Consider the following 25,158-nt stretch of genomic DNA (forward strand, 5'->3'; position numbering starts at 1 on the left):
AAAAGACGGGTGAGCTTCGGTCGAGGTTTGGCCCCGACGCATGTCCACACTGCCTTCCGCGACAGCTAAAGCGCCTGTTGGAGTTTCTGCTCATGCCCATGAGCCGGCGGAGACTGCGCATGCGTCCCTGGCGTTTCATCCCGCTCCAGGCGCAACGGCGACCTTTATCGGCGATCTCCGGGAGCTTTTCAAGTTCAAAGTAACGGCGATGGTGCTGATCACTACCTGGGCCGGGTTTTACCTGGGATCGCTGGACTCGGGTATTTCGAGCATTCAGCGCGGGCTGCTGAATACACTGATCGGCGTAGGGCTGGCGTCGGCGGGGTCAAGTGCGCTGAATGAGGCCCTGGAACGCAAAAGCGACGCCAAGATGATCCGGACAGCGAACCGCCCGATCGCTTCAGGACGGTTTTCGCTGGCCCAAGGGGCAATTCTTGGACTGATAGCGGTTGTACTAAGTGGCGTCTGGCTGCTCAACACGACGAATCCTCTGACGGCGGGGCTTACGCTGCTGACGGTTTTCAGCTACGTTGCGATCTATACACCGCTTAAGCGCGTTACGACGCTGGCTACATTTCTTGGAGCTTTTCCGGGGGCTGCCGGGCCGTTACTGGGCTGGACTGCTTCGCGCGGGCAAATCGAGTGGCCGGGGATTGCGCTTTTCGCGATCCTGTTCGTTTGGCAGTTTCCGCATTTTATGGCTATCGCGTGGCTCTACCGGCACGATTACGGGCGGGCTGGAATCAAGATGCTGCCCGTGGTGCAGCCTGACGGCCTCTCCACCGTGATCGAGGCTCTGTTCTATGCGGTACTGATGATTCCTGTAAGCCTGGCGCCCTGGTATCTGCATATGGCGGGAATTCCGTATGCAATTTACGCCACGGTTTTAGGGCTCGTATATCTCGGATATACGATTCGCTTTGCCCGTATTCTTCGCGCGCGGAGCGAAACGGAAAGCCGCATGTTTGCACGCGATCTGCTGAAGGTGAGCGTGATCTATCTGCCGCTGCTGCTCACCGGCCTGATGCTGGCAGCTACCGTGCGGCACCCATGATCCTGCATAAGTTCAAAGATTTGCGATGACGACCAAGACTCTTCCTCAATCTTCCGGTACACGGCCCTACATCGCAGGCATTCTTCTGATCAGCCTGGTGGCGACGCTGTTTCTCTTCTGGCTGATCTATGTGCATCCAGCATCGGATGCTGCCAGCGTCAGACTTACATTTTTGCCTGCGCTCAATGCTTTTCTCAACGGACTCTGCGCATGCGCTCTGCTGGTTGGCTTCACTTTTATCCGCATGAGGCGCATTGCGGCTCACCGCGCATCGATGATCACCGCCTTTGTATTCAGTTCGCTCTTCCTGGTGAGCTACATCACGCATCATGCGCTTCATGGAGATGTCCGCTACCCAGTTGGAGCGGCCTTCCGCACTCTTTATCTCTGGCTATTGGGAACGCATATCGTTCTGGCGACTGTGTGTCTTCCGTTGATCCTCATTACCTTTTTCTTCTCACTCACTGGCCGCTTCCCGCTGCACAAGAAGATTGCACGTTGGACTTTTCCGATTTGGCTTTACGTTTCTGTCACCGGCGTGATCACGTATGTGATGCTGGCCACGGCAAAGGCGTAGATTGCGGGAATCCCACGATTGAGAAGAATAGAGAGCTTACGAACGTAGAATGTCTGTAGCCCACATGTCCGGTAAACCCCGACCGCTGAAATTAGTACCCAATCTTGCCGATGACGGAACGAGCCAGTTGCTGCGCGGCGGACTGTCGATCCTGGGTTTTGGCCTTCTGGCAGTTGTGTTGCTGTTTACAGTGCTGGGCGGTGTTGGAGCAGATGGAGCCCGTAACAACGCGGGGTGGCTCGCTCTTGTAATCGGCATGATGTGCGTTCCTTTTGGCTTGATGTTGAGCATGCTGGGAGTTGCCAAGTGGTTGCGACGCCGCAATCTGCGGCGCTAATGCCAGCTTTTCCTTGTATTACGGAATGCTCATGCAGCTTGAGTGCATGCCGTCTCTGCTATTCTTTTTCCTTACATTCGTGACATGACAGGTGGAGTAATTCGATGGCAAAGAGCGTCAATAAAGTCATCCTTCTGGGCAACGTAGGCAAAGATCCGGAGATTCGTGTGCTTCCGAGCGGGCAGCCTGTGGCCAATTTCAGCATCGCTACCAGTGAGCGATTCAAAGACCAGCAAGGCAATTGGCAGGATCGCACCGAATGGCACAATATGACCGCCTACGGTAAGTTGGCTGAGATCATTCGAGATTATGTAAAGAAAGGCAGCAAGCTCTATGCCGAGGGCCGCCTGACCACGCGAAGCTGGGACGACAAGGAAAGCGGCAAAAAGGTGTATCGCACGGAGATCGTGGTCGGCGATATTTCCCTGCTCTCAGGACGCGGCGAAGAAGGCGGAGCCACCAGTGGCGGCTATTCGCAGCAGCGCAGCGGATCGGGCTATGACCAACGCTCCTCTGGTCCGGATGATTATGCCAATACCGGCATTACGGATGACGATATCCCGTTTTAGGTCTCGAGATCGTTTCATAACCTAATGACAACTAGCCCATCCTTTCTGCATGGATGGGCTAGTTGCCGTTGGCGCTATCGTATAACGAAAGCTGTCGGCTGTATGGTTGCAGGCTGAGAAGCCGTTTCCTCAACAGGTTCCCGCGCCAGTGCAGCAGCCTGCTGCAAGCTCAGGCCCGGTGGGACGGGAGTGAATCCGCCACGGACTTCGCTGGTTTCACGTGCGATGGTCTTAAAGAGCATGGCCCGGCCATTCATGTGAACTTCGAGCTTGCGGGTCTTCCAGTCACCGGCGCCGCCGTTCGCCGTCACCCGCGTGCGCTCAAGACGGAACCATCCGCCCTTGTAAAGACGACCGAGGATTCCGTACCCGAAATCGACGTTGTCCTGGAGCACGCCGTCGAGGCGAACCAGGCGTTTATTGTCCGCGCCGATCCAGAGATCGCCGGCCATGGCGTGAAAGATGCGCGACTCGATGGAGTGCGTTGGATAGTTCGGATTGGGTTGGAAGTGAAAGTGATAGCAGGGGCAATCGCGCATCTCGCTACGATTTGTTTCGTCGCTTATGCGTTCGTAGAGGAACGCATCCGGCAACAGGGCTAGAATACGTCCGATACGATTTTCATCTTCCGCGTATTCTTTGCGGTGCTGAGCCTGTGCGCCGGGAGAGGTCAATAGGTGCTCAAGGCGGCTGTTCTCTTCCTGCTGTTCATCAGCGGACGGAGGTTTACCGTTGGTCAGCTCCAGATGGGAGACTGGCCCTTCGGGAGTTTCCACTTCTTCCTGTAATTGAGTCTCACGGCTCGAATGCTTCTCTATCCAATAGCGCCAGTAACCGTGGCTGTCATGATCGTGAAGCTCGTTATAGACGACTTCGCGAACGAGATGCGCGGGATCTATCGCCGGGAGGGCTGCAGGCTCCGCCTGCTTTTGCCGCAATGCGGAACTGGGTGCGAGATGTTTGCCTGAGGCCGGTGAGGGCGCTTCACCGGGCGATGCGAGTGTCCCGCCAATCCATACCGCCGTGACGCAACAAAATCCGATGAGGCTTCGCATTTTCACGCTTGTCTCCTGACGAAATGGTGTTGGTTGAGGTGGTAGTGGTTATTGCGTTGTACCGCTTGCTGCTTTGAGTTGAGTTTGCATCGTGTACGGTGAAACTTTCACAAGATGGATGTGAAATCTCGGAGAAAACCTTAAGATTCCCGAAAAAGCCCGAAACGGTACGATGAGGTCGAGCAACCACCGAACTTGGTACACTTGGCGCATGATCGATGAGGTGCAGTTTCGCAAAGCCGCAGATGGCGCCATGGAAGCGCTCAAGCAGAAGCTCTTTGCCGCCGAGGACGGCGGTGATTTTGAAGTAGAGGAACAGAGCGGCGCGCTGTATGTGCTGTTTGAAGAGCCGGGAAGCAAGTTTGTGATTACGCCAAATGCTCCAGTGCAGCAGATCTGGATCTCTGCGCTCAGTACCAGCTTCAAGCTTGACTACACATCCGATGGATTTGTGCTGCCCAAGACAGGCGAAAAACTCGATGATCTGGTGATGCGGTTAATCGGAGAATATGCCGGCTGATTCTGATGACAATTTGCGAAACTGCCTTATGCGGGCGATGTCGCAACCTGGCAAGCTCTTATGAAAATTTCGATAGCCATGCTGGCGTGTAATGAAGTAGCGAACTTGCGCCGGGTGTTGCCTAGCGTTGCCTGGGCCGACGAGATCGTGCTGGTAGATTCCGGATCGACGGACGACACCATCGCCATTGCCGAGTCCTTTGGCGTGAAGGTGTACTCAGAGCCGTGGAAGGGCTACGGGCCGCAGGTGAACTCGTCGATCGACAAGTGCACCTGTCCGTGGATCTTTTCTCTCGATGCCGATGAGGAGATGACTCCCGAACTACAGGCCGAGATCCAGGCATTGATTCGGGGCGAGTTGGGTGGCGAACCGAAATTCGATGCCTACTGGGTACCACGCCGCAATCAGGTCTTTGGCCGCTGGATGCGTTTCGGAGGCCAGTATCCCGATTACAAGCTGCGGTTGTTTCGTAAAGGCACCGCGCGGTTGCCGGAAGACACGGAGCCGCATGCGACGCCAAAGTGGGCTGGGCCCAAAGGCAAGTTGCGGGGCGATCTACTGCATTATCAATATCCGACTGTAGCGCTCTATGTGGAGCATATGAACCGCTATAGCACTGCCAGCGTTCCACTAGTTCTGCGCAAAGGTCGGAGCTGCAGTGGACTGATCCAGTTTGTAGCGATGACTACGATCAACCCGGTGCTAACGTTTTTTTATAACTATGTATTCCGCGGCGGATTCATGGACGGGCGCGAAGGATTGCTATTTCACATGTATCACTCAGCTTATACAAGCTGGAAGTATGCGAAAGCATGGCAGGCCACCAAGGCTAAGAGATAATGATGCCAAGATGCTGTGGATATTTATCTTTTGACAGGATGAAACAGAACGGGCTCTTACAAGAACAAGTACACCCATTGCATAGAGATATATGCTGATCGCCAGTAAAACATGGGCTTGCCAAGGATGCCGCTGCCCAGCGTATTATGCTGCGATTTTGACTCATCGATATTGATGGATGGAAAAGTCAAAACACTAACTAACGACAATCTCCGATGGGCAACCTGGATGACTCTCTGCGCTTCAGAGCTAGTATCGATGCGGTGCAATGCCAGATATGCCGCAGCCGATACTTACAGGAGAATCTGCTATGACAAATAAGCCCAATGAACGGGAAGAAAAAAATGCTCCTCAACAGCAAGGTTCGTCCCAGCAAAGCGGCGGGCAGCATCAGCAATCTCAAACTGGGCAGGGGCAACCGGGGCAGCATCAGCAGCCTGGATCGGGCACGCGGACAGGCTCATCTCAATCCGGCATGGACCCCGGACGCGGCGGCCAGCAGCAGTAGATAGATCAGCGGAGCGTGGACCACCGCATCTCTTCTGATCCACGAAACTTAGATCAACGGACCGGATTCTTTGAGCAAATCATGTGCGGCTGCTGATACTGTAGTTCGCATTCTGATATGACATCAGAAATGCCAAAGGCATGTCCGGTCCTTTACCTATCAACAGATGACAGTCTCTGCTGCACATAAGCTGCCAATTCCAGCCAGCTTATGTGCAGCAGAGGTTTTTATTGAGGAAAATCCTTTTACTGAGCACCTTCATTCTGGTACAAATCGATGGATGCCAAAGGGGAAGTCTGAACCAAAGCCAGGCCATGTAAACCTAAAGATGCTAGCCGAGCATCTACAACTCTCGCAGACGACGGTCTCGCTGGTACTCAACAATTCGCCGTCGGCTAAGTCAATACCTGCGGAGACGCGTCAGCGTGTGCTGGAAGCCGCTGAGCGGTTGAATTACAGGCCCAACTATTTTGCGCGATCACTGCGCCAAAGCAAGAGCATGAGCGTGGGTGTGCTCGCTCCCGACCTGAGTGAGGGGTACTTTACCCGTGTTATGAGCGGTGTTGTACAGGAGCTCACCCAAGCCAAATACTTCTATTTCACAGCATGCCATGATTGGAATCCGGAATTGATGAAGGAGTATCCGCGCATGCTGGTGGAGCGTGCGGTTGACGGATTTCTGTTGTTAAATACACCTGCCGAGATCGATGTGCCGGTTCCGGTGGTGGCCATTTCGGCGCATGGATCAGAAGAAGGCGTCACCCATATCGTTCTCGATCATCTGAAAGCAGCAGAGATGGCGCTGTCGCACTTGCACGAATTGGGGCACCGACGGATTGCCTTTATGCGCGGCCCGCATGCGATTCCCGATTCCGAATTTCGTTGGGAAGGTATCGAGCAGGCGGCCAAAGGGCTAGGACTGGAGCTTGATCCTGAACTGGTGACACGTATCGGCGCGGGAAACGGAACAGACGAAGTAGGATGGAGCGAGAAGACAGGCCACCATCCGATGTCACCCGAGATTGGCTATCTGCCGATGATGCAGCTCCTTAAGCGAACACGCGCGTTCACCGCTGTCTTCTGCTTTAACGACATTGCGGCAATCGGCGCTGTTCGCGCGTTGACAGAGGCTGGCCTGAATGTTCCGGGCGATGTTTCGGTGGTCGGTTTCGATGACATCCAGTCAGCGGCTTTTTGCACTCCGAGCCTGACGACTGTACGGCAGCCGCTAAATGAGATGGGGATGCGCGGCGCGCGAATCCTGCTGGAGCGAATTGCGAACCCTGATAATGCGGAACTCACCGCGGAAGTGGTGATAGAGCCGGAGTTGGTGATTCGCGAATCGACCGGTCCGGCTCGTTCCTGACTCTGACACTGCGTCTCGTGAAAAGAGACTACTTCTCCAGAATCTGCATGTCGAGTGGTGGCTCCAGCAATGCTGGAAGCCGCGCAATCTCCTTCAGTGCTCGCTGCAGAGCCGAAGTTCGGCAAGGCTCAACGGTAATGACAAAGGGTAGGCGATCAAGCGGAAAACCGGGCCGTTGCAGGATTGCGTTGAGATTGATATTTTCGCGAGCTAATGCTCCGGCGATCGCGGCTACGATGCCGGGCCGGTCGCTTACAGTAAAGCGGATGTAGTGAGGCACTTCCAGCTCTGTGCTGACCTTGGCTGGAGTGGACGGCAGAGCGATGCGGCATGAACCCTGAGCGAGACCTACGAGGTCGCTCACGACGGCTACCGCCGTAGGATGCCCACCTGCTCCGTGGCCCGAGAAAACAACATCGCCGCCATAGTGGCCGGTTGTGACAACCATATTTTCCGTTCCGCGCGACCAGGCGAGTGGAGAACTCAGAGGCACCAGCATGGGTCCGACGACTGCAGCGAGTTCGCCATCGATGCGCCCGGCGCGAGCGATCTGACGAACGGTGCAGTTCAGGTCTCGCGCATAGCTGAAATCGATAGCGCTGACGTCGGTAATGGACCGGGTTGGAATCTCTTCCGGATGAATCTGAGCGCGAAGAGCGAGGCGCGTGAGAATCGAGAGTTTAGCGCGCGCATCGTAGCCGGCCACATCTTCCGTTGGGTCAGCCTCTGCGTAACCCAACTGCTGCGCCTCGGCGAGGGTTTCGGCGTAATCGCCACCCTCCTGCATCTTGCTCAGGATGAAATTACACGTGCCGTTGAGAATGCCTTCGACACGATCGACGCGATCCCCGGCAAGGCCATGCTCAAGGCCAGGAATTACGGGGATACCGCCGGCAACGGCTGCTCCGTACAGCAGGTGCAGGCCTTGCGCCGCTGCCTGGGCTTCGAGTTCGAGGCCGTGATAGGCGATGAGCTTCTTGTTCGCTGTGACGACGCTTTTGCCATTTGCCAGTGCGGTTCGCACCCAATTTCCTGCGGGATCGAGACCTCCGGCGAGCTCGACGATGACGTCCGGACCTCCATTGGAGGAACTAGCTTGCAGTACATCTTCCGCGTTTTCTGTCCAAACGACTGAATCTGGAACCCAATCGACGCGCTTCCTTGCCACATTGCGATTGAAGATATGGCTCAGTTCGAGACCCGCGGGGTGTGACTCCAGAAGAATGCGAGCAACGGAACTGCCTACGGTGCCGAATCCGAAGAGGGCGACGCGTAACGGACGAGAGGCGGAAACAGCAGGCAGAGATGAGGTATTGTTAAGAGCTTGCGGCACAAAATTCCCTTTGATCTGTTTCATAGAACGACTTGGGGAGGGCCCGGGGACGAGGAAGCGACCCGGCCAGATACGAATCTTTTGCTGAGTAGATGATACCGAGGCGAATCGCTCCAAGGCCACCTGTTGTAGGATGAGGCCAATGAGGCGGATTTTTTCCTTATTGCTGGTGTTGCTGGCCGGGTGCGCTCCCATTTTGGAAGCGATGCCTGCCAACGCGCTGCGATCGGGATGGACCGGCAAGGTAGACGAGTCGCGTATACCCGCCTGCTGCCGCCGCCACGGACAGCACCATTGCATGATGGATGCGATGGAAGACGATCCTGGCCTGGTGGTGATGGGTCCAAGCAGTTGCCCATGCATGCCGCATAGCATGCCATGTACAGCGCCAACCTTGGCTGCGCTGCCAGGTAATAGTGCAGTGGCGCTGCTGCGCCTGAGCCGCCGCCGTGCATTGCAGACGATCCGCGATGCTGCATGGACAAATGAACTCCGGATGTGGCCGAAAAGAGGCCCTCCACAGGCAATCTGAAAACCAACAGGTTTGCTCTTCTCTCTTACTGCGCTTGAAGACTTCATACGGCGGAACGTTGTGATGCTTCTTCGCGATTTGCTCTGAGATCGAGGGCCTGCCTTCATGCGGGTGAGGAGGCATAGATTCCTCTTACCGCAGAACCGCGAACAGATTGCAATGTTTCGGAGTTCTCTGATGCTTTTCAGAAGTGCAATAGCCCGTATCGCAATGGCGGCACTGGCAGCAGCCGTTTCTCTTCCCTGTCATGCCACTATTCTCTCTACCGTGCGCGGAGTCGTGCATGACCCTCAACATTTTCCGATCCAGGATGCTCAGGTATCTCTGAAAGCGGCGGGTTCCAGTCTTGAATTCAAAGCCGTATCAAGCAGCGATGGCGTTTTTCAAATTGCATCGGTGCCGCTTGGTGTTTACCGCGTACATGTGGAAGCGAAAGGCTTCGCCGAAACAGATGAGACGGTTACTGTGCTTTCAGGCACGAATCCGGTGATTCACGTGGTGCTGCAACCAGCAGGTGTCAAAACCACGGTAACGGTTTCAGCATCAGAGCAAGCTCCAGATACGGTGACGCCAACCACGCTGGTGACTCGGAGCGATATTGAGGAAACTCCCGGCGCCAATCGCACGCTTGGCACGGAGATGATCACCGACTATGTTCCCGGCGCTTACATGACGCATGACATGCTGCACATGCGCGGAGGGCACCAGACGAGCTGGCTGATCGATGGCATCTCGATACCGAACACAAAGATTGCCTCGAATGTCGGACCCCAGATCGATCCAAAAGATATCGACCAATTGGAAATAGAACGCGGAAGCTATGGTTCGGATATCGGCGACCGCACCTATGGCGTTTTCAATGTATTGCCGCGCAGCGGCTTTGAGTTCAACCGTGATGGAGAGTTGACGGTGATGGGGGGTAATTTCTACACCGGCGAAGCACAACTCTCACTGGGTGACCACTCCGAACGCACCGCGTGGTACGCGAGTGTAACTGGATCACGTTCCCACTATGGGTTAGCTCCGCCCGTGGCAGGCGTATATCACGATGCGACCAACTCACAGAGCGGTTTCGCCAACATCACGCACAATCAGACCGACAAAGACCAACTTCGCCTGGATGGGCAGTTCCGGCGAGACTACTTCCAGGTTCCCTACGATCCAAACCCAGATGATTATGAGACTACTTCGGGCTATTACTCTTCGGTCGGCCTACGCGATGTGCAAGCGGAGCACGATGGATTTGTAATCGCCAATTGGGTTCATACCTTCTCACCTAAATCACTCTTTGAGTGTGCGCCTTTTTATCACTACAACGTTTCGAATTACGACTCAAACCCAAACGATCAACCGGTCGCAACAACATGGCATCAGACATCCAACTACGTCGGTGGGCAGGGAGATTTGCATGCTCAGGTAGGTTGGAATGATTTTTCTACCGGCTTTTATTCCTTTTATCAGCGCGAGAATGATCTGTTTGGCGTGCAGGTCAACGATGGCTCTGCTCCATCGGAACCGAACGCTCCTGGAGGCGCCAGCGCGGCACTTTTCGAATGTTACGTTGCAGATCATCTGAGACTGGGTCACTACATCACGTTGCTGGGTGGTGAGCGACTCTCTGTTTTCGATGGTGGATATAGCGAGACTGCTATTTATCCGCGGATTGGAGCAACTGTAATTATTCCAAGACTGCGGTGGGTGCTACGCGGATTCTACGGACACTTCTTTCAGCCAGCTCCGCTGCTCACAATTTCAAGCTCGGTGCTCAACTATGCTTCCGATCTGGGCGGAGGTGAGAATACATTCACGCCGTTGCGCTCGGAACGGGATGAAGAACATCAGTTTGGGATCATGATTCCCTATCGCGGATGGTCGCTGGATGTGGATACATTCAAGACACGCATCAATAACTTCCTCGATCACTCGAATCTCGGCGAATCCAACATGTACTTCCCGATCTCGGTAGACGGGGCATTGGTGCGAGGTTGGGAACTTGCCATACGGTCTCCGCGGCTCGGACACATCGGGCAGTTCCACTTGACGTATTCAAACCAGATTGCAGAGCAGCGCGGCAACATCATAGGCGGCTTTGTCTGCAGCTTACCGAATGCCCCTGCGTGCGATCTTGGCTCCGAATATAGTCCCGTCGATCACGACCAAAGAGACACGCTCAACACCGGCTTTACTACTTCCCTGCCCTGGCATACGTGGTTTGCGAGCAATGTGTACTATGGGTCAGGATTTGTGAATGGTCTGGCCGGTGCAGATGAAGGGCCATACAACGGGAATTATCTTCCTGCGCACACGACGTTCGACGTATCAGCCGGACATACCTTTGGTGAGCAGTTGAAGGTGGCCGTCAATGTGCTGAATGTTACGGATCACCGAGTGCTGCTGGATAATTCGGTAACAATTGGTGGATTCCACTACAACGATCCGCGCATGATTCAAGGGCAGATCACGTACCGGTTCCACTTCTGATGCGTTACTGACATTAATCAATAACAAAGAGGCCGGAGAGAACTTCTCCGGCCTTACCCAACACAATGCGCGTGAATTCCTTTGCGTTGAGCGGCTCTTCCGGCCCGATGTAAATGGTGCGCGCGCCTGCCTGACGCGCCCAGCGCACAAAAGCCGCAGCCGGATAAACAGAACCTGATGTACCGATGACGAGCATCACCGTGGCGCGGTTGATCTCGCGGCTGATGCGATCCATCTCAAAGGGCATCTCTCCGAACCATACGATATGCGGCCGCATCATGGCTCGGCATGAGCAGCGGGAGATTTCGGCTTTGGAGTCGTAGCGTGCGTGATCTGCGATCGGCGGTTTGCCGCAGCCCTCGCTACAGCGCGACATAAACAGCTCACCGTGCATGTGGACAAGATTGCGCGTGCCGGCGCGCTCATGCAGCTCATCGACGTTTTGCGTGCACAGAAAGAATCGATCGCCGACCTGGCCGGACTTTGCATCGAGCTTGTCTTCGAGCTCAGCCAAAACCCTGTGCGCAGGATTAGGCTGCGCTTTCTCTGCGTTCTCGCGGCGCGCGGAGTAGAACTGCCAGACCAGTTCGGGATTGTTGTCCCATGCCTCGGGCGTGCATACGTCTTCGATGCGATAGCCGGACCAGAGGCCGTCGGAATCTCGGAAGGTTGCAAGACCGCTCTCGGCGCTGATGCCGGCGCCGGTAAGCACGAAGACGCGGTCATTAGCGGCAATTTCGATGGACTGCATACAGCTTCCTCTTGCAACGCAATGCCAAAAACAGATCCTTCGCTTCGCTCAGGATGACTATCCTAGAGTGAACAAGACAGCATGATCAGGGAATGATGAGCAGTTTGCCGGTGGTCTTGCGGCCGACGAGATCGATCTGCGCCTGCGCAGCATCGGCCAAAGGATACAAATGCGGCATGCGTACGTGAAGCTTGCCTTCTTCGATCCAGCGGAAGACATCACCTGCGCGATGACGAAGATCTTCGGGGGTCGCGATGTAGTCCTTAAGCGTTGGGCGCGTGACGTAGAGCGAACCATGCGTTGACAACTGGATGAGGTCGTAGGGCGGCACTGCACCGCTCGATCCACCGAAGAGAACCATCATGCCGCGTGGGCGTAGGCAATTGAGCGATTTCTCAAAAGTAGTTTTGCCCACCGAGTCGTAAACGACATCGACACCATGCTCGTCGGTCAGGCGCTTTGTCTCGGCTTCGAAATCAACTTCGGTGTATTTGATCACTTCATCCGCACCAGCAGAGCGAGCTATCTCTGCCTTTTCATCGCTGGATACTGTCGCGATAATGCGAGCACCGGCGTGGTGCGCCATCTGAACGAGCAGGCATCCTGTGCCACCGGCGGCGGCGTGAATCAATGCTGTTTCGCCCTTTTTGAGCGGATAGGTGGAATGAACGAGATAGTGCGCGGTCATGCCCTGAAGGATCGCTGCCGCAGCGAGTTTGAGGTCGACGTCATCGGGTACCTTGACGAGCGCGGAAGCAGGAACCAAAGCATACTCGGCATAGCTGCCTTGCACGGAGGTAGAAGCGACGCGGTCACCAGCCCTGAAGGAATCAACGCCTTCACCGACGGCTTCAATAACACCCGCAGCTTCGGTACCAGGTACCAGCGGCAGAGGAGCCTTATAGCGACCCTCGCGTACGTAGGTTTCGATGAAGTTGACACCGGTGGCTGCAATCTTAATCAGCACCTGCCCCGGACCGGGAACTGGAATCGGAAGATCGACGAGCTCAAGCACTTCTGGGCCGCCGGTTTTGTGCATCTGGATAGCGTTCATAGCAGCTTCAGGATACTCCGGCGAAATGGAATGGAGATCAATGCCGGTCAATATATGCCGGGAATGAGGCGTCTTGTCTCGCGGCTGTAGGCGATGTATTCCTCGCCGAAGTGCTCGCGCAGAGCGGTCTCTTCAACGTGGATGCGATAGAGCAGCGCGGCGGTTGTGGGAATGGTGATGATAAGGAACCCAATCCAGTTGTGCGTATGCAGGCCCGCGGCAAGGAAGATAAGGATAAGGCCGGTGTAGGAGGGATGGCGCATCCAGCGATAGAGGCCAGTTTTCATCACGGTTTGCGTTGCATGAATCGCAACGTTGGAGCTGAAGGATCTGCCCAATGTGATGACAGCTGTCCAGCGGATAGCGAGGCCGGTGATGAGCAGGCCGAGCGTAAGGATGCGCAGCCAATACGCATTGTGAAAGAAGCCGATGCGCGACGCCTCTGAGAACCAGCTGCCGGCGGTCATCGATGCGAGAATGACCACCCAGAGCAGATAGAGTGTGCCGCGATCGCGCACATTGCCACTCGAGTGGCGCGTGCGCGTACCGATGGCGATTGCAACTTCTGAACCAATCCATACATAGTAGAGAATCTGCCCGAAAAGCGAGAGAGACATGCCGGCTCCTGAAGCCCGTATACGGGGGCCGGCAGAAGCCGGTTCCCTTTCTCTATTTTGCAGGGTCCAGCTTCAACACGTAGGCATAGTTGCCTGGCAAAGTTGATGGCAACGTCACTTCGAGATCCGCTTCTTTCTGCTTCCACTTCAGGGCGCCCGCGTCGCCGAGCAGGGATATCTCCGAACCCGGAGCGGCCGTTACGTTGTGCAGAAGGATGGTCGAGCCTGTCGGCTTACCGAAAAGTGTGGCGTAGAGATGGCCATCTTTCTGCGTGAAGCGCAGATCGACGGGCTTGCCTTCTGACGTGACCTGATTGGTGGTGCCGTTGGCGCGTGTCCAGGGCTTGGTACCGTAGATGGCATCGCCGTTCTGCTTGAGCCACGCACCCAGCTTTTCCAGGCGGTCCATCTGAATGGCTGGAATGCTGCCGTCTACTTCTGGCCCTACGTCGAGAAGCAGGTTACCGTTCTTGCTCACGATGTCGACAAGCAACTCAATCAGGTCCTGCGGGGCGATCGTCTGCTTTTCGTCTTCGGCGCGATTGATACCAAACGACAGTCCAAGGCCGCGGCACTCTTCCCACTTCTTGGGGCTGATCTGATCGAGCTTTGAATATTCGGGTGAGGTGAAGTCGGAGTGCGGCACGCCGAAGCGGTCATCCAAAACGCCGTCAGGGATCGCGTTGTAGTAGTCGGCCATCAGCTGCAGTGGACGGCCTGTCTTAGGCCAATCGATGTCATTCCACAAGACCGCGGGGTGGTACAGGCGAATCAGTTCCTCAGCCTGATCGAAGGCGTAATCGCCATAGGCTTTGGTCTCAGGCTTCGTGGCTTCGCCATCCTGACCATCCTCGATCGGGCCGCGGTTAAAGGTCCAGTCGAAGCCGCCGGAGTAGTAGAGTCCCATCTTCATGCCATCTGCGCGCACAGCTTCGGTGAGTTCGCCGACTATGTCGCGCGACGCATGCAGGCCCGGCTGATTGATGTTTCGCACCTTGCTCGGCCACAGCGTGAATCCCTCGTGATGCTTCGTGGTCAGCACAACATACTTCGCGCCGGCGTCACGAAAGATGGCAGCCATCTTCGCCGGATCCCAGGACTTGATCTTCTCGTTGAACGTGGTCTTGAAATCGTAGTAGTTGTGATCAGGGCCGTAGTGCTCACGGTCGTACTGCTCTGTGGGTGAACCGGCGATGCGAACCGTGTTGTAGTACCACTCGGCGTAGGGATTGTATTTTGCATAATCGCTGGTCCCAAAGTCGTGATCGGGATGGTTGACCGGAGCCCAGCCCGGAACGGAATACAGTCCCCAGTGGATGAATATGCCCAGCTTGGCATCTGCGTACCACTGCGGCAGAGGATGTGAATCGAGTGATTCGATGGTGGGCTCGTAGTGCTTTTCCTGGGCGATGGAGCAGGCAGAGAAGGCAACTCCCAGTGCGATGGGAAGCAGGACTTTCAGAGACTTGTATGGCACGCGTTCAACCTTTCCGATTGGATTAAAACTGATTCCGGTTGGCGCACCAAATTCTACATGATGGAATGAATGTTTTACATATTGACCTCAGAAGGGCCGGCTCGAACCTCCCTAGAAATGGAAAAGCCTCGCAATGTGCGAGGCTTTTGATCGAAATGCTGTTTGAGATCAGCTGCCGGAAAGCAGGCTCGGCTCTTCCGGTGCGCGCAGGCGAACAAGACGATCGATAGCATAGGGCGCGCGATGGCTGCCGGTGTGGTAGTGGCGCACCTGCAGTTCACCTAGCAGGCCGATGGCCAGCATCTGGATGCCGGCGACGATGAGCACAGCGGCGACAACGAAGAGCGGGCCATGCTGATCCATCACGTTCTGATGGGGATTGATCAGCTTGGTGAGCAACAGGAAGAGCGAAAAGAAGCAACCGGTAACGATGCCGAGTGCCCCGAATCCGCCGAAGAAATGCAGCGGACGGCTCATATGCTTGAGCAGGAAGCGGATGGTCAACAGATCGAAGAAGACGCGGAAGGTGCGGCCGATGCCGTAGTGGCTCTTGCCGCGCTGGCGCATCACGTTCTTGATCGGAATCTCGCAAATCGAGGCGCCGTACCAGGCGGCTAGCGCCGGAATGAAGCGGTGCATCTCGCCATAAAGCGGAATATTGTGAATGATCTCGCGGCGGTAGGCCTTGTATGTAGTGCCGAAATCGTGAATATCCACTTCCGAGAGCTTGGCCATCAGCCAGTTGGCACAGCGGGAGGGAATGCGGCGCATGACGAAGTTGTCGATGCGCTCCTTACGCCAGCCGGAGACTACGTCGTAACCCTCGTCCAGCTTCTCGATAAAGTTGGGAATCTCGTTGGGGTCGTGCTGCAGATCGCCGTCCATGGCGATAATGAAGTCGCCCGAGGCATTATCAAAGCCCGCGGCGAGAGCTGAGGTCTGGCCGAAGTTGCGGCGGAGTTTAACGACCAGCACACGGCTGTCGACTGCAGCGATCTCTTCAAGGAGCTTATAGGTGCGGTCGCTGGATCCGTCGTCCACAAGAACCAACTCGAAACTGTCGCCGACCTGTTCCATTACGGACTTGAGGCGGGCGTAGAGCTGGGTTACATTCTCTTCTTCATTGTGGAAAGGGACAACAATAGAGTACTTCGGCATATACCAAGTATAGATGTTGCATAGATAAAAAAGGCGTCAATCGAAATGATCAGAACAAGATAAATCAGTAGCTGAGGGACAATCTGGCGACCATTTATTCTGCATCGGAAACCTACTGACACAATGCTGTCAGCAGGGGTAGGGCAAGATAGTTTTCAAGCGTGACACTTCGCGCCCGGAGAAAACGATGACTACCCTGATGACCGAACCCGTTAAAACCCGCCGGGCCAACAACATGGTCTGGTTTGAACTGCCTGTCACCAATCTCGAACGAGCGACGGAGTTCTACGAAATCGCCTTTGGCACGGATCTGAAAACCGATGCCAGGTTCCCTCGAATTGCGATGTTTCCCCGAACCAGCGACGAGGCCGTCACTGGCGCGCTGGCGGAAATGTCCTCGGTCAGTCCTTCAACTGATGGGACTGTCGTATATCTCAACTGCGATGGTGACATCGACGGCGTGCTGAAGCGGGCCAAGGCGGCCGGCGGCGAGGTACTGCAGGAAGTGGCGCAGTTACCGGGTGGCATGGGCTGGATTGCGCAGTTTCGCGATCTGGATGGCAATCGTGTAGGTCTTCATGCCACGTTTTAAGCAATTTTTTCCTCTGGATCCCGCCTTTTGGAGCTGTTGCGAAGGGCGGGATTTCTTTGCGAATCCCAACTTTTACGACCGATTGCGGTAGGATGCCCTCATGCGCCGCGCCGACCGGCTTTTTCGAATCGTTCAACTATTACGTGCCGGCAGGCTGCAAACTGCCCGCAGCCTGGCGCAGAAGCTGCAGGTTTCGGAGCGCACGGTTTATCGCGATGTGCAGGATCTACAACTCTCCGGTGTCCCGATCATGGGCGAAGCTGGCGTCGGCTATACCCTGCGCCGCGACTACGACCTGCCACCTCTGATGTTTAACCCTCGCGAAATCACGGCGTTAGTCCTCGGCAGCCGAATGGTGGCGACCTGGGGAGATCCGGATCTGGCCGCTGCCGCGAACGATGCCCTGCGAAAGATTGAAGCTGTGCTGACGAGCGGGCTGCGCGACCGCATTGACGCGGTGCGGCTCTATGTACCGAGCGTGGCGCTGAGCACCGTCAGTTCGACCCGCGAAACGCTTGAGCATCTGCGTGCGGCGATTGATGGTTCCCGCAAGATCGAAGTCTGCTATCGCGATGAAAAAGGACAGGTTACAGACCGAAGGCTGCGCCCGTTGGCGCTGCTCTTCTGGGGTAGAGTCTGGACTCTGGTGGCGTGGTGCGAGATGCGAGTCGATTTTCGGAGTTTCCGAGCCGATCGTTTTCAGAATCTACGCATTCTGGAAGAGACTTTTACTCAGGAATCAGGACAGCGGTACGAAGATTTCCTGGCAAAGATCAAGCAAGCAGAAAAGGATTAAGCGCCAGGAACAAAAGAGCGAGGCCGTAGCCTCGCTCCTGCTGATCCGATAGAAGTGAACTATCTCCAGTGTCCTTCGACAAGCACCCAGCCATCATGACGGTGCTCCCAGCGATGCGGTACCCAACGCGCGTGCGGACGTGGCGGCCGATCCCAACGGCCCGGCACCCAAACATAGCGGGCACCATCCCAGCGGTGATAGCCGTCAATCCAGACAAAACCCGGGCCGGGGGCCACAGGACGTCTTTCAACGATCGGGGCGGGCGGTCCTACACGGACGACAACCTGCGCAAAAGAAGAAGCGGCAGGGAGCAGCGCTGCAGCCAAAATCAATGTTGGAAGAAATTTCTTCACGACGAGCGATTCCTCCTGATGAATATTGCCCGCCCCTGATCCGTCCAGTTTGGGCTAAGGCTCTTGCTCCCTTGAACGTCTTATGCCACCGTTTAGTTGCGCGAGAAGATGGAAATGCTGTGAATTCTGCGCCAAAGCCGCATACGCGACCTAAGATCGGGCTGCAACCGCTGCATCCTCAAGCACTTCCCCAAGAATCTCTGCTGCCCTCAAGCAGGCGTTTCGATCGACATCATGATGCGTTACCAGTCGAACGGACTTCGGCCCTGTTGCTCCGGCAAGCACGCCACGCGCCTTGAGCCCGGAAGTGACCTCGGCAGCGGAGCGGTTATTCAGGTTGAAGATCACGATGTTCGTCTCGACGGTTGCCGGATCGATCTGCACTTCAGGCAGTTTGGCGAGAGACTCAGCCAGCAACTTTGCATTGGCGTGGTCTTCATGCAAACGCAGGGTCATTTCTTCCAAAGCAATCAGACCGGCTGCCGCAAGCACGCCGGCCTGGCGCATGGCGCCACCGAGAGCTTTGCGGTAGACACGGGCTTCATCGATCGCATCTTTACTACCCACCAGCATGGAGCCGACCGGCGCGCACAAGCCTTTTGACAGGCAGAACATGACCGTGTCGAAGCTGCGAGTTAAAGTACGAACATTCTCGAATATGTCGCCGCCCAACGTGGTCGCGGCGTTGAAGATGCGTGCGCCGTCAAGATGCACCGGCAGATTGCGCTTGTGGGCTTCGTGAAGGACCTCTTCCATCACGGGCAAGGGGATGACGATACCACCGGCCAGATTCGCTGTGTTTTCGAGCTCGATCAGACCGGTGGCGGCGGAAAATGTGCTCCCTTTTGCATGCACAACCGGAGCAATCTGTTCCCACGTGAGGTAGCCTGCCGGAGAAGCAACGGCGCGAATCAGGCATCCGGAAAAGGTTGCCGCCATCGCCATCTCCCAATCGAGGATGTGGGCACGCGACTCGCAGATAATCTCCTGATTGGGCCGCGTGTGCAGGCGCAGCGCGATCTGGTTACCCATGGTTCCACTGGGAACAAAGACGGCGGCTTCGCGACCAAAAATCTCCGCCGCGCGGGCTTCGAGGCGATTAATGGTCGGGTCTTCGCCGTAGATGTCGTCGCCTACTTCAGCAGCAGCCATCGCGGCGCGCATGGCCGAGGTGGGGCGGGTGACGGTATCACTGCGCAGGTCAATCAGGCTGGAAGAATCAAAGGAAGGTGCTTCGGCAGAACCGCTGTATGCCACAGAATGCTCCTCAGAAAGATGAAAAGAGCAGTTTAATTAATGCGCGACGGCTTCGGCGCAATCTTCTTCTTCGACGGACCAGCCTCGGCCCAGACCGAGAAATTCAGCAAAGACATTATTGGAAATCAATCGTCCGCGAGACGTAAGAGCTGCTTTACCACGTTGGATTGAAAGTAACCCCTCGTCTGCGAGGCGTCGCGCGATGGCAATCGATGGGTCTGCAGCTTCCGCTCCAAACTCTTTGCGCAGTGCGGCAAAAGAGACCCCGGCATTGCGCCGGAGGCCCAAAAACCACGCTTCCTCAATCTGCTGCGTTGGCCCCAGCCATGAGGTTTCGATGATCGGCTCCTGTCTGTCCGAATGCTTAAGAAATTCGTCGAGATCCGCAGTTGTGGCGGCGCGCAGGACAGAGCCATCCTCTGCAGGCAGCATCGAGCTGGCATCCAGGCCGATTCCGAGGTAAGGCTTGCGCTGCCAGTAACGGAGATTATGCGCTGATTCCCGGCCGGGCTGCGCAAAGTTCGATATTTCGTACTGCTTCAGGCCAGCCTCGGACAAGGCTTCCACGGATTCTTCGTACATCTGCACAATCGCATCGTCGCTTGGCACCAGCTCCGCGCCGTAACGTGCACCGCCGGAGAGCAATTCCCTGCCGAGCCTCGATTCTTCGTCAATCTCAAGCATGTAAACGCTGGCATGCGGAACGCCGGTATCGATCAGAACCGACAGTGATTCGCGCCAGGATTGGAGCGTCTGCCCGGCAAGTCCGGCAAGCAGGTCCAGGTTCAGATTGTTGATGCCTGCACTGCGCAGACGGTGTAGATCATCGAGCACCTGCGCCCGGGAATGCAGCCGACCGCTGCGATGCGCCTCTTCATCGATGAAGGACTGTACACCGAGACTGACGCGATTGACACCAACCTCAACCATCGCGCCCAGTGTGGCGTCGCTTAACTGCCCAGGAGCACACTCCACTGTGATCTCTGCGTCGCGAGTCAACATAAACTCATTGCGAATCGCGCGGAAAATCTGCCGGAAATGATCGCCTGACAGCAGGCTCGGCGTGCCGCCGCCGAAATAGACCGTATCCACCTGCCGAGAAAGCGTGACTTGCATCGACCGTGCCCATGCCGGCGCGGCACTGAGATCGGAGACAAGGCGGTCAACGTACTTACTATGCTCCGAAGCCGGATAAACGCCCGAAGCGAAATTGCAGTAGGTACACTTTGACCGGCAGAATGGAACGGAAAAATAAAGCCCCGAAGTTTGCCTGAGTGAAGCTGCCATCCCCTCTTATTTTCTCATCTACTCAGACACAGGCATAGATTGATTCCTCAAAAAGGCCTGCAACGAACGCAGAATTGTTTCGAACGGAACAAATATTCCGGGTACGGGAATTCTGCGTCCATTCTGATTATGGAGACGGCTCAATCCGATGGCGGCAATTGATCTACCTCCAGTTTTGCCTTCCGTAGGCCAGTCCAGGCAGGAAACGGGAGGCAAGGTACAAGATGCGAGATTCGCACGCGATCTGATCGAATTCGCAGTTGCGTTTGGCCTGATTCTAGCAGCTGTCTGGACAGCGATGCCGTATCAACGATGGCTGTCCTATGCCGCTTTGATGTGGATCACTCTATCTACATGGCGTTCGTTTGACGGCGTACTCGCCATGGGATATCGCGTCGCGCACTTCTGGCGAGCCTTATGGATTCCCCTGGTGTCCATCGCACTTTCTGCACTCGCCATCTATTTTTCGCATCGTGCGGGCATGCTGCGCATTCCTCGGACTCCACACGTGTTCTTTGAACGATTCTGGCTTTATGCCCTCTGGTCTTTTCTGCAGGAATTTGTGCTGCTCAACTTTTTCCTGCTACGCCTGACGCGCCTGTTGCCCAAGCAGTGGATGGCAGTATCCGCCACTGCATGCTGCTTTGCAATTACGCATTTGCCCAATCCTGTGCTGGCCCCATTGACGATGATATGGGGCATGGTCGCATGCGCTACGTTTCTTGCTTATCGCAATTTCTACATGCCGGCTATCGCGCACGCCATTCTCGGCATCTGTATCGCGCTCACGATTCCGGGCCGGGCTGATCACAATATGCGCGTAGGTTATGGATACATGACCTACCGGCCACACGCGCATTCGCGGCCGGAGCCCGAGCCGACTAGTGGAGCCAGATCGACCATACCGTATCGACCGTAGCGTGGGTGATGGCAGATGCCGCGACTCTCCGATTTTGCCTCCACGCGCGACCGTAAAAGATACCGGCCAGTGCCGCGAGCGCCACATATTGCCAGTTAAAACCGGTTGTGCGCTTGTTCCAGTGCGACAAACCAAACAATATTGAGGTCAAAAGAAGGGCCGGAAGACGGCCGATGCGCCGCTCCATAAGATTCTGCATCCATCCACGAAAGAAGAGCTCTTCAGGAACAGCTATAAAGAGGAAAGTGAAGATCCACGCACCAGCAAACCACCATGGTGTGGACCAGACGGCGTGCCAGTGCAGAAATCCCATGCTTAGTCCGAGCGTGATCGCGATGGGGGTGTAGAAGAGAAACTCACGCAGCCCAGGCCAAAGATCGCGTAGGCGGATGCGGAGATCGGCCCCAACGCCTTCCAGTTCGCGCAAAACGATGAAGCCATACATGCCGGCATCGAGCAGAATGATTTTGTTGAAGACGGCAAGGTGCGCAGGCCATGCAGCTTCGAACCAGCGCAAATCAACAGCGAGGCCCAACGGAACCAGGACGAGCCAGTCCCGCCAATTGCCTCGTTTGTGCACATCGATGCCACGCGCCTGCGTGAGCAGAAAGGCGATCGCAACAGGAAGCACCGCATAAAGAGCGAGCCACTGCCATTGGAATCTCTCGGCTGAAATGCTGACCAACAGATAGGGGATGCAAAGCACCGCAGGGAGCAGAACGCGCAGCAAGATCGGCCAACGTTGCACTGAGCGTGTTACTGAATTACCCCAGAACGCGATTGCAAAATACGGGGCGAGCGTGACAAGCGCTGCAAGGATGATTGGAACAGTGAGGTATTCCACTCTTCAGTGTATGGACAAAGCTCAACTGTTGAGATGCAGGATTGTGCTTCCAGTGCAATCAGCTTCCGATCTTCGCCCCGGAAGCCAGTTCGGGAGCAAGCCCGGCGACCAATCCCGAACCAACCGCAGGGCCGATCGAGATCGACGCACTGGCAACTTCCTGATCCTTGTATTGAAGCTGATACAGCTTCCAGTAGATGCCGCGCTGTGCGAGTAACTGCTGATGCGAACCCATCTCGCGCAACTGACCCTTGTGCATGACGAGAATGATGTCGGCGCGCTGCACAGTGGAGAGGCGGTGCGCGATGAGGACCGAGGTGCGTCCCTCAACCATGCGCTCAAGCGCGAGGCGAATCTTCTGCTCTGTTTCGGTATCGACGCTCGACGTGGCTTCGTCAAGAATCAGGATGCGCGGATCATACGCCAGAGCGCGGGCGAAATTGATGAGCTGTTTCTGCCCGGTCGAAAGCGAGTTGCCGCGCTCGATCACGGGTTCTTCAAAGCCATTGGACAAACTTTCGACAAACTCAAGCACATTGACGTCTTTTGCCGCTGAAGCCATCTGCTCTGTTGTAATCTCCGCTTCGCCCAGCCGGATGTTTTCAGCAATCGTGCCGGTAAAGAGAAAAGGGTCCTGCAATACGACGGCGAAATGGCGGCGTAGTGTATTCAGATCGTGCTCACGCAGGTCGATTCCGTCGAGATAGATGCCGCCGCGTGTTACGTCATAGAAGCGCATCATCAGCCCTGTCAACGTAGTCTTGCCCGCGCCCGTGTGGCCAACAATCGCGACTGTTTGTCCAGGCTCGATGGTGAAGCTGACATCTTTGAGAATCCACTCAATATCGTTCATCGCAGCAAGCTCGGATGCGCTTGCTGATGCTATTTGCGCTCTTTGTTCTTCCGCTAGTAGCTGATAGGTGAACCAGACGTTGCGGAACTCGATGCGGTTGCTGGCGTCACCAGCTTTGGTCTCGACGGGAGAAACGATCTCGGCGGGGGTATCGAGCAGCTTGAAGATGCGTTCGCAGGCGGCCATGGCTGCCTGCAGGATGTTGAACTTCTCGCTGAGATCCATGATGGGGCGGAAGAAGCGCTGCGAGTATTGCGTAAACGCCGCCAGAACGCCGATGGTGACTGCGCCATTGATGACACCAAAGCCGCCGCGCCAGACGATGAAGGCGATGGCGATAGAAGAAAGAATTTCGACAGCAGGGTAATAGAGCGCGTAAGCGAAGATTGTGTCTTTGAACGCGACCATGTGCTGCTCATTGACGGCAGTGAAGTCTTTAAAGGCGCGCTCTTCGCGGTTAAAGAGTTGCACTACGCTCATGCCGCTGATGTGTTCCTGGGTAAAGCTGTTGATGCGGGCGATAGCAGCACGCACGCGGCGGTAGCTCTCACGCACGCTTTTGCGAAACAGATGCGTGACTAGAACGATGACCGGCAGCACGCTCAGAGTCAGCAGTGCGAGCCGCCAGTTCATGTTGAGCATCACGATGACCATGATGGAGAGCGCGAAGAGATCATCGATCATCGACAGCACGCCCGAGGTGAACATGTCATTGATGGCGTCTACGTCGGACGTAAGCCGAGTCACCAGCCGGCCAACGGCGTGATTGTCAAAAAAGCCGATGTGCATGCGCTGCATGTGGCGAAAGATTTCGCTGCGCAGGTCAAACATCACCTTCTGGCCGGTCCACTGCATGAGGTAGGTTTGCGTGAACTCAAAGGCATAGGCGAGCAGCAGGGCGCCCAGATACATCGCTGCAAGCTGGCCGAGGCCTACGTATGGATCATTGCTGAGCCGCGAGCCGAGCCAGTTGCTGCTGGCAACGCCCGCAGTAGCTGCACGCTGGGTCAGATAGCGGTCCAGGCCTACTTTAACGAGATAAGGGCCGACGACATCCGAACCCGCTTTGAGGATGACTGCGATGACCGAGACCGTCGCCTGAATTCGATACGGCCCGAGATACCCGGCGAGACGCCGCATCAGCCGCGCGTCATAGGTTTTGCCGCTAATCTCGTCGTCGGCTCGTTTGGGCTTATTTTTCTCGTCGGCCATGTATTTTGGATGGTTTTTTCCGGCAACTGGATACAGTCCTATTGTAGCGGTGAGGTTAAGGGTGATTCGACGCAGGAGTAAAGCAGAACTGAAACGTCAAGCGTATGCTTATTGTGCTATTTGATGCTTCCGTCGACGCTTCTTCTCATTTGGCTACCCTCTGGTGGAGATGCAATGTTACGCAAGCTGCTGGTCCTGCTACTGATTGTCTTCACCGGCGCTGCAATCTCGCAGGCGAAATCCAAGAAACCGGGTCTTCCAGAACAGTTCGAGAAGGCGAAAACAGTCTTCGTCGAGTCTCGCTACGGGGACCTGACCGACCTGCGCCTGAACCGCGACCAGCGTGACGCCATTCTGGATATGCAGGATGGAATTCAAGATTGGGGTCGTTATTCCCTGGCTAGCGCTCGTGTGGATGCAGACCTGATCGTGGTCGTATATCGAGGCCAATATATTAACGGCCGCAGCTTTCCGGGCAACTCGCCCAGTACCGGACCGGTTCCTGGCCGCACTCCAATCCAGAATCCGGCAGACGCATCGCAAAGCAGTGCGACAAATCCTGCCGATACGGAACGCGAGAAAGATGAACTGCGGGTTTACACGCTTGGGCAAGACGGCAAACTCAAAGGACCGATCTGGAGATCGCAGATGGACAACGGGCTACTTGCCCCCAGTTTATTTCTGCTCCAGCAGTTGAAATATGACGTCGAAAAGGCCTATCCCAGCCCGGCTGGTGGAAAGCCGAATACGCCGTAAAACCCGGGTAAACCTGAATTTAATTCTCAGCCTTTGCACTGGTATGGTATCGTTTCCACT

26 protein-coding genes are annotated in these 25,158 nt (G+C 55.8%); 14 read left to right on the forward strand and 12 right to left on the reverse strand.

Annotated features, from left to right (window positions below):
- The first annotated feature begins 40 nt into the window (after window positions 1–40).
- The 4 genes from cyoE to OHL22_RS16050 all read left to right on the forward strand — a co-directional run bounded on the left by cyoE (window position 41) and on the right by OHL22_RS16050 (window position 2,537).
- A complete protein-coding gene (gene cyoE / locus OHL22_RS16035; protein WP_263339477.1) occupies window positions 41–1,054 on the forward strand; it encodes a heme o synthase in 1,014 nt (337 codons plus the stop codon).
- Between the two features lie 25 nt (window positions 1,055–1,079).
- Window positions 1,080–1,631, forward strand: coding sequence for a DUF420 domain-containing protein (locus OHL22_RS16040; RefSeq protein WP_263339480.1), 552 nt, complete (start codon window positions 1,080–1,082; stop codon window positions 1,629–1,631).
- Between the two features lie 49 nt (window positions 1,632–1,680).
- Window positions 1,681–1,968, forward strand: coding sequence for a hypothetical protein (locus OHL22_RS16045; RefSeq protein WP_263339482.1), 288 nt, complete (start codon window positions 1,681–1,683; stop codon window positions 1,966–1,968).
- A 104-nt stretch (window positions 1,969–2,072) separates the two neighbouring features.
- Complete coding sequence (locus OHL22_RS16050; RefSeq protein ID WP_263339485.1) at window positions 2,073–2,537, forward strand: single-stranded DNA-binding protein; 465 nt, start codon at window positions 2,073–2,075, stop codon at window positions 2,535–2,537.
- Window positions 2,538–2,611: 74 nt separating this feature from the next.
- Here the strand turns inward: OHL22_RS16050 and OHL22_RS16055 are convergent, their stop codons facing one another.
- A complete protein-coding gene (locus tag OHL22_RS16055; RefSeq protein WP_263339488.1) occupies window positions 2,612–3,598 on the reverse strand; it encodes a hypothetical protein in 987 nt (328 codons plus the stop codon).
- 166 nt (window positions 3,599–3,764) lie between these two features.
- Here OHL22_RS16055 and cyaY point away from each other — a divergent pair, with 166 nt between their 5' ends.
- The 4 genes from cyaY to OHL22_RS16075 all read left to right on the forward strand — a co-directional run bounded on the left by cyaY (window position 3,765) and on the right by OHL22_RS16075 (window position 6,826).
- The gene (cyaY, locus tag OHL22_RS16060) at window positions 3,765–4,112 is read left to right on the forward strand and encodes an iron donor protein CyaY (protein ID WP_317890904.1); all 348 of its coding nucleotides are present in this window, start codon (window positions 3,765–3,767) and stop codon (window positions 4,110–4,112) included.
- A 60-nt stretch (window positions 4,113–4,172) separates the two neighbouring features.
- A complete protein-coding gene (locus OHL22_RS16065) occupies window positions 4,173–4,952 on the forward strand; it encodes a glycosyltransferase family 2 protein (protein WP_263339490.1) in 780 nt (259 codons plus the stop codon).
- A gap of 310 nt (window positions 4,953–5,262) precedes the next feature.
- A complete protein-coding gene (locus OHL22_RS16070; protein WP_263339492.1) occupies window positions 5,263–5,460 on the forward strand; it encodes a hypothetical protein in 198 nt (65 codons plus the stop codon).
- Between the two features lie 328 nt (window positions 5,461–5,788).
- A complete protein-coding gene (locus OHL22_RS16075; RefSeq protein WP_263339494.1) occupies window positions 5,789–6,826 on the forward strand; it encodes a LacI family DNA-binding transcriptional regulator in 1,038 nt (345 codons plus the stop codon).
- Window positions 6,827–6,854: 28 nt separating this feature from the next.
- On the opposite strand, the gene OHL22_RS16080 is transcribed toward OHL22_RS16075, so the two are convergent.
- Window positions 6,855–8,183 carry a homoserine dehydrogenase gene (locus OHL22_RS16080; RefSeq protein ID WP_263339497.1) on the reverse strand — a complete coding sequence of 443 codons (1,329 nt, stop codon included), beginning with the start codon at window positions 8,181–8,183 and terminating at the stop codon, window positions 6,855–6,857.
- A 118-nt stretch (window positions 8,184–8,301) separates the two neighbouring features.
- Here OHL22_RS16080 and OHL22_RS16085 point away from each other — a divergent pair, with 118 nt between their 5' ends.
- Both OHL22_RS16085 and OHL22_RS16090 read left to right on the forward strand, forming a co-directional pair.
- Window positions 8,302–8,691, forward strand: a complete 390-nt coding sequence (locus OHL22_RS16085) for a hypothetical protein (protein ID WP_263339500.1) — start codon at window positions 8,302–8,304, stop codon at window positions 8,689–8,691.
- Window positions 8,692–8,868: 177 nt separating this feature from the next.
- Window positions 8,869–11,172, forward strand: a complete 2,304-nt coding sequence (locus tag OHL22_RS16090) for a TonB-dependent receptor (RefSeq protein ID WP_263339505.1) — start codon at window positions 8,869–8,871, stop codon at window positions 11,170–11,172.
- Window positions 11,173–11,185: 13 nt separating this feature from the next.
- Here OHL22_RS16090 and OHL22_RS16095 read toward each other — a convergent pair whose 3' ends face one another.
- From OHL22_RS16095 to OHL22_RS16115, 5 genes are all read right to left on the reverse strand, one after another.
- Entirely contained in the window at window positions 11,186–11,923 is a 738-nt protein-coding gene (locus tag OHL22_RS16095) for an SIR2 family NAD-dependent protein deacylase (RefSeq protein WP_263339508.1), read from the reverse strand.
- An 85-nt stretch (window positions 11,924–12,008) separates the two neighbouring features.
- The gene (locus OHL22_RS16100) at window positions 12,009–12,977 is read right to left on the reverse strand and encodes a quinone oxidoreductase family protein (protein WP_263339511.1); all 969 of its coding nucleotides are present in this window, start codon (window positions 12,975–12,977) and stop codon (window positions 12,009–12,011) included.
- Window positions 12,978–13,024: 47 nt separating this feature from the next.
- Window positions 13,025–13,594 carry a methyltransferase family protein gene (locus tag OHL22_RS16105; RefSeq protein ID WP_263339513.1) on the reverse strand — a complete coding sequence of 190 codons (570 nt, stop codon included), beginning with the start codon at window positions 13,592–13,594 and terminating at the stop codon, window positions 13,025–13,027.
- A 52-nt stretch (window positions 13,595–13,646) separates the two neighbouring features.
- Window positions 13,647–15,071 (reverse strand): alpha-L-fucosidase, encoded by a 1,425-nt coding sequence (locus OHL22_RS16110; RefSeq protein ID WP_263339516.1) that lies wholly within the window; start codon window positions 15,069–15,071, stop codon window positions 13,647–13,649.
- A gap of 168 nt (window positions 15,072–15,239) precedes the next feature.
- Entirely contained in the window at window positions 15,240–16,229 is a 990-nt protein-coding gene (locus tag OHL22_RS16115; RefSeq protein ID WP_263339518.1) for a glycosyltransferase family 2 protein, read from the reverse strand.
- Window positions 16,230–16,416: 187 nt separating this feature from the next.
- On the opposite strand from OHL22_RS16115, the gene OHL22_RS16120 reads away from it, so the two are divergent.
- Together OHL22_RS16120 and OHL22_RS16125 are read left to right on the forward strand one after the other, a co-directional pair.
- Window positions 16,417–16,821 carry a VOC family protein gene (locus OHL22_RS16120; RefSeq protein ID WP_263339522.1) on the forward strand — a complete coding sequence of 135 codons (405 nt, stop codon included), beginning with the start codon at window positions 16,417–16,419 and terminating at the stop codon, window positions 16,819–16,821.
- Between the two features lie 100 nt (window positions 16,822–16,921).
- Window positions 16,922–17,617 carry a helix-turn-helix transcriptional regulator gene (locus OHL22_RS16125; protein ID WP_263339525.1) on the forward strand — a complete coding sequence of 232 codons (696 nt, stop codon included), beginning with the start codon at window positions 16,922–16,924 and terminating at the stop codon, window positions 17,615–17,617.
- Window positions 17,618–17,676: 59 nt separating this feature from the next.
- Here the strand turns inward: OHL22_RS16125 and OHL22_RS16130 are convergent, their stop codons facing one another.
- The 3 genes from OHL22_RS16130 to hemW form a co-directional block, all read right to left on the reverse strand.
- Window positions 17,677–17,970 carry a hypothetical protein gene (locus tag OHL22_RS16130; protein ID WP_263339528.1) on the reverse strand — a complete coding sequence of 98 codons (294 nt, stop codon included), beginning with the start codon at window positions 17,968–17,970 and terminating at the stop codon, window positions 17,677–17,679.
- Between the two features lie 150 nt (window positions 17,971–18,120).
- Window positions 18,121–19,227: a threonine aldolase family protein gene (locus OHL22_RS16135; RefSeq protein ID WP_263339531.1), complete on the reverse strand. Its 1,107-nt coding sequence runs from the start codon at window positions 19,225–19,227 to the stop codon at window positions 18,121–18,123.
- A gap of 36 nt (window positions 19,228–19,263) precedes the next feature.
- Window positions 19,264–20,514: a radical SAM family heme chaperone HemW gene (gene hemW, locus OHL22_RS16140; RefSeq protein ID WP_263339534.1), complete on the reverse strand. Its 1,251-nt coding sequence runs from the start codon at window positions 20,512–20,514 to the stop codon at window positions 19,264–19,266.
- Window positions 20,515–20,662: 148 nt separating this feature from the next.
- On the opposite strand from hemW, the gene OHL22_RS16145 reads away from it, so the two are divergent.
- A complete protein-coding gene (locus OHL22_RS16145) occupies window positions 20,663–21,433 on the forward strand; it encodes a CPBP family intramembrane glutamic endopeptidase (RefSeq protein ID WP_263339536.1) in 771 nt (256 codons plus the stop codon).
- Here OHL22_RS16145 and OHL22_RS16150 read toward each other — a convergent pair.
- Window positions 21,396–22,277: a CPBP family intramembrane glutamic endopeptidase gene (locus tag OHL22_RS16150; RefSeq protein WP_263339538.1), complete on the reverse strand. Its 882-nt coding sequence runs from the start codon at window positions 22,275–22,277 to the stop codon at window positions 21,396–21,398. The genes OHL22_RS16145 and OHL22_RS16150 overlap by 38 nt on opposite strands.
- Window positions 22,278–22,335: 58 nt before the next feature.
- Window positions 22,336–24,342 (reverse strand): ABC transporter ATP-binding protein, encoded by a 2,007-nt coding sequence (locus OHL22_RS16155; protein WP_263339541.1) that lies wholly within the window; start codon window positions 24,340–24,342, stop codon window positions 22,336–22,338.
- Between the two features lie 174 nt (window positions 24,343–24,516).
- Between OHL22_RS16155 and OHL22_RS16160 the strand changes: the two genes are divergently transcribed.
- Window positions 24,517–25,098, forward strand: coding sequence for a hypothetical protein (locus OHL22_RS16160; protein ID WP_263339544.1), 582 nt, complete (start codon window positions 24,517–24,519; stop codon window positions 25,096–25,098).
- Window positions 25,099–25,158 lie beyond the last annotated feature (60 nt).

The sequence above is a fragment of the Acidicapsa dinghuensis genome (assembly GCF_025685685.1).
GTDB classification, from domain to species: domain Bacteria; phylum Acidobacteriota; class Terriglobia; order Terriglobales; family Acidobacteriaceae; genus Acidicapsa; species Acidicapsa dinghuensis.

Coding starts and splice junctions, on each gene's coding strand:
- cyoE (WP_263339477.1), top strand. CDS start 41: ATGTCCACACTGCCTTCCGCGACAGCTAAAGCGCCTGTTGGAGTTTCT.
- OHL22_RS16040 (WP_263339480.1), top strand. CDS start 1,080: ATGACGACCAAGACTCTTCCTCAATCTTCCGGTACACGGCCCTACATC.
- OHL22_RS16045 (WP_263339482.1), top strand. CDS start 1,681: ATGTCTGTAGCCCACATGTCCGGTAAACCCCGACCGCTGAAATTAGTA.
- OHL22_RS16050 (WP_263339485.1), top strand. CDS start 2,073: ATGGCAAAGAGCGTCAATAAAGTCATCCTTCTGGGCAACGTAGGCAAA.
- cyaY (WP_317890904.1), top strand. CDS start 3,765: ATGAGGTCGAGCAACCACCGAACTTGGTACACTTGGCGCATGATCGAT.
- OHL22_RS16065 (WP_263339490.1), top strand. CDS start 4,173: ATGAAAATTTCGATAGCCATGCTGGCGTGTAATGAAGTAGCGAACTTG.
- OHL22_RS16070 (WP_263339492.1), top strand. CDS start 5,263: ATGACAAATAAGCCCAATGAACGGGAAGAAAAAAATGCTCCTCAACAG.
- OHL22_RS16075 (WP_263339494.1), top strand. CDS start 5,789: ATGCTAGCCGAGCATCTACAACTCTCGCAGACGACGGTCTCGCTGGTA.
- OHL22_RS16080 (WP_263339497.1), bottom strand. CDS start 8,183: ATGAAACAGATCAAAGGGAATTTTGTGCCGCAAGCTCTTAACAATACC.
- OHL22_RS16085 (WP_263339500.1), top strand. CDS start 8,302: ATGAGGCGGATTTTTTCCTTATTGCTGGTGTTGCTGGCCGGGTGCGCT.
- OHL22_RS16090 (WP_263339505.1), top strand. CDS start 8,869: ATGCTTTTCAGAAGTGCAATAGCCCGTATCGCAATGGCGGCACTGGCA.
- OHL22_RS16095 (WP_263339508.1), bottom strand. CDS start 11,923: ATGCAGTCCATCGAAATTGCCGCTAATGACCGCGTCTTCGTGCTTACC.
- OHL22_RS16100 (WP_263339511.1), bottom strand. CDS start 12,977: ATGAACGCTATCCAGATGCACAAAACCGGCGGCCCAGAAGTGCTTGAG.
- OHL22_RS16105 (WP_263339513.1), bottom strand. CDS start 13,594: ATGTCTCTCTCGCTTTTCGGGCAGATTCTCTACTATGTATGGATTGGT.
- OHL22_RS16115 (WP_263339518.1), bottom strand. CDS start 16,229: ATGCCGAAGTACTCTATTGTTGTCCCTTTCCACAATGAAGAAGAGAAT.
- OHL22_RS16120 (WP_263339522.1), top strand. CDS start 16,417: ATGACTACCCTGATGACCGAACCCGTTAAAACCCGCCGGGCCAACAAC.
- OHL22_RS16125 (WP_263339525.1), top strand. CDS start 16,922: ATGCGCCGCGCCGACCGGCTTTTTCGAATCGTTCAACTATTACGTGCC.
- hemW (WP_263339534.1), bottom strand. CDS start 20,514: ATGGCAGCTTCACTCAGGCAAACTTCGGGGCTTTATTTTTCCGTTCCA.
- OHL22_RS16145 (WP_263339536.1), top strand. CDS start 20,663: ATGGCGGCAATTGATCTACCTCCAGTTTTGCCTTCCGTAGGCCAGTCC.
- OHL22_RS16155 (WP_263339541.1), bottom strand. CDS start 24,342: ATGGCCGACGAGAAAAATAAGCCCAAACGAGCCGACGACGAGATTAGC.
- OHL22_RS16160 (WP_263339544.1), top strand. CDS start 24,517: ATGTTACGCAAGCTGCTGGTCCTGCTACTGATTGTCTTCACCGGCGCT.